Below are 247 nucleotides of genomic sequence, written 5' to 3'. Positions count from 1 at the left end.
TCGTCGCCGGGGAGATGCTGCTGACCCTTATCCCATATCCGCTGCGGAGGTCCGTCGGCGGTGCGGACACGGACAGCAGCAAATCGGGCTTTCAACCGACCTTTGGTCCCGCTGCGCCAGCTCACGGCTTTCCATTTGGCGCTGGCCAGCATGTGTTCTGCTGCAATTGATAAGATATCGGGCACGTGGTGCTTTCGTGGTTTCCCGCGGACTTTGGTAATCGGCCAAATGAGCTTCACATCGACCG

General features: G+C 59.1%; 1 pseudogene. It reads right to left on the bottom strand.

Annotation, left to right across the window (positions count from 1 at the left end):
* Positions 1-247: pseudogene (locus tag FNJ47_RS47555) on the bottom strand (IS701 family transposase); the annotation flags it as partial.

Source organism: Bradyrhizobium uaiense, assembly GCF_010811875.1.
GTDB lineage: Bacteria > Pseudomonadota > Alphaproteobacteria > Rhizobiales > Xanthobacteraceae > Bradyrhizobium > Bradyrhizobium uaiense.
The sequence above is the reverse complement of the archived record's forward strand: the minus strand, read 5'-3'. Positions and strand labels throughout refer to the sequence as shown.